The sequence below is a fragment of the Candidatus Pantoea communis genome (assembly GCF_011752685.1).
Taxonomy (GTDB): domain Bacteria; phylum Pseudomonadota; class Gammaproteobacteria; order Enterobacterales; family Enterobacteriaceae; genus Pantoea; species Pantoea communis.
On sequence record NZ_VWXC01000072.1, the window covers coordinates 1 to 628 of the forward strand.

Sequence of the window (628 nt, forward strand, 5' to 3'; positions counted from 1 at the left end):
TCCTTCACCCGAGTTCTCTCAAGCGCCTTGGTATTCTCTACCTGACCACCTGTGTCGGTTTGGGGTACGATTTCGTGTTACCTGGAGCTTAGAGGCTTTTCCTGGAAGCAGGGCATCAGTTACTTCACCACCGTAGTGGCTCGTCATCACACCTCAGCGTTAAAAAGAGTCCGGATTTACCTAAACTCTCCGCCTACATACTTAAACCGGGACAACCGTCGCCCGGATAACCTAGCCTTCTCCGTCCCCCCTTCGCAGTAACACCAAGTGCAGGAATATTAACCTGCTTCCCATCGACTACGCTTTTCAGCCTCGCCTTAGGGGTCGACTCACCCTGCTCCGATTAACGTTGAACAGGAACCCTTGGTCTTCCGGCGAGCGGGCTTTTCACCCGCTTTATCGTTACTTATGTCAGCATTCGCACTTCTGATACCTCCAGCAAACCTCACAGTTCACCTTCAACGGCTTACAGAACGCTCCCCTACCCAACAACGCATAAGCGTCGCTGCCGCAGCTTCGGTGCATGGTTTAGCCCCGTTACATCTTCCGCGCAGGCCGACTCGACCAGTGAGCTATTACGCTTTCTTTAAATGATGGCTGCTTCTAAGCCAACATCCTGGCTGTCTGT

1 rRNA gene is annotated in these 628 nt (G+C 52.7%); it reads right to left on the minus strand.

Features of this window, described 5'->3' with window-relative positions:
- A 23S ribosomal RNA gene (locus F3J37_RS27875) occupies positions 1-628 on the minus strand; the annotation flags it as partial.